This window comes from Bacillus sp. JJ1532 (assembly GCF_036965085.1).
Classification (GTDB): domain Bacteria; phylum Bacillota; class Bacilli; order Bacillales; family Cytobacillaceae; genus Cytobacillus.
In genome coordinates, this window is the sequence record NZ_JBALOW010000103.1 from 1 (window position 1) to 1,052 (window position 1,052).

Consider the following 1,052-nt stretch of genomic DNA (forward strand, 5'->3'; position numbering starts at 1 on the left):
AGTAGGACGTCGCTAGGCTTTAATAAATGGAGGATTAGCTCAGCTGGGAGAGCATCTGCCTTACAAGCAGAGGGTCGGCGGTTCGATCCCGTCATCCTCCACCATTAATATGCCGGCCTAGCTCAATTGGTAGAGCAACTGACTTGTAATCAGTAGGTTGGGGGTTCGAGTCCTCTGGCCGGCACCACGTAGTTTAGAGCCATTAGCTCAGTCGGTAGAGGATTTTAAAAGATTACAGCTTCGAAGCATTGCTTCACCGAATGGTAAGTTTTTAAAATCTGCAACAAAGACCGTAGGACTTTGTTGCACAATTCCTACCACAATCAACATTTAGGAAACAACATCTTATACCGAGCCATTAGCTCAGTCGGTAGAGCATCTGACTTTTAATCAGAGGGTCGAAGGTTCGAGTCCTTCATGGCTCACCATTTATATATGCGGGTGTGGCGGAATTGGCAGACGCACCAGACTTAGGATCTGGCGCCGCGAGGCGTGGGGGTTCGACTCCCTTCACCCGCATTCATAAAGATAAGCGGAAGTAGTTCAGTGGTAGAACACCACCTTGCCAAGGTGGGGGTCGCGGGTTCGAATCCAGTCTTCCGCTCCATATTCATGCCGGGGTGGCGGAACTGGCAGACGCACAGGACTTAAAATCCTGCGGTAGGTGACTACCGTACCGGTTCGATTCCGGTCCTCGGCACCACTTAAATTAAAGAATGCGCCCGTAGCTCAATTGGATAGAGCGTCTGACTACGGATCAGAAGGTTATGGGTTCGACTCCTTTCGGGCGCGCCATTTTCGGGAAGTAGCTCAGCTTGGTAGAGCACTTGGTTTGGGACCAAGGGGTCGCAGGTTCGAATCCTGTCTTCCCGACCATTATATTTTGGGGCCTTAGCTCAGCTGGGAGAGCGCCTGCCTTGCACGCAGGAGGTCAGCGGTTCGATCCCGCTAGGCTCCACCAAAAAAGTTTTAAAAAGTTATTGACACTGTTTTTAAAACGTAGTAATATTGAAAAGTCGCTTCTGAGCGATACGATAGTTCTTTGAAAACTG

At 49.8% G+C, this 1,052-nt stretch carries 9 tRNA genes; all 9 read left to right on the plus strand.

Features of this window, described 5'->3' with window-relative positions:
• Positions 1 to 28 precede the first annotated feature (28 nt).
• The 9 genes from V7122_RS23395 (at position 29) to V7122_RS23435 (ending at position 961) form a co-directional block, all read left to right on the plus strand.
• Positions 29 to 104 (plus strand) — tRNA-Val (locus tag V7122_RS23395).
• Positions 105 to 111: 7 nt separating this feature from the next.
• A tRNA-Thr gene (locus tag V7122_RS23400) sits at positions 112 to 187 on the plus strand.
• A gap of 165 nt (positions 188 to 352) precedes the next feature.
• Positions 353 to 428 (plus strand) — tRNA-Lys (locus V7122_RS23405).
• A gap of 9 nt (positions 429 to 437) precedes the next feature.
• Positions 438 to 519 (plus strand) — tRNA-Leu (locus V7122_RS23410).
• A 13-nt stretch (positions 520 to 532) separates the two neighbouring features.
• Positions 533 to 607: transfer RNA gene (locus tag V7122_RS23415), tRNA-Gly, on the plus strand.
• A gap of 7 nt (positions 608 to 614) precedes the next feature.
• Positions 615 to 703, plus strand: a tRNA-Leu gene (locus V7122_RS23420).
• Positions 704 to 718: 15 nt separating this feature from the next.
• A tRNA-Arg gene (locus V7122_RS23425) sits at positions 719 to 795 on the plus strand.
• A gap of 4 nt (positions 796 to 799) precedes the next feature.
• Positions 800 to 876, plus strand: a tRNA-Pro gene (locus V7122_RS23430).
• A gap of 9 nt (positions 877 to 885) precedes the next feature.
• Positions 886 to 961 (plus strand) — tRNA-Ala (locus V7122_RS23435).
• The last annotated feature ends 91 nt before the right edge of the window (positions 962 to 1,052 follow it).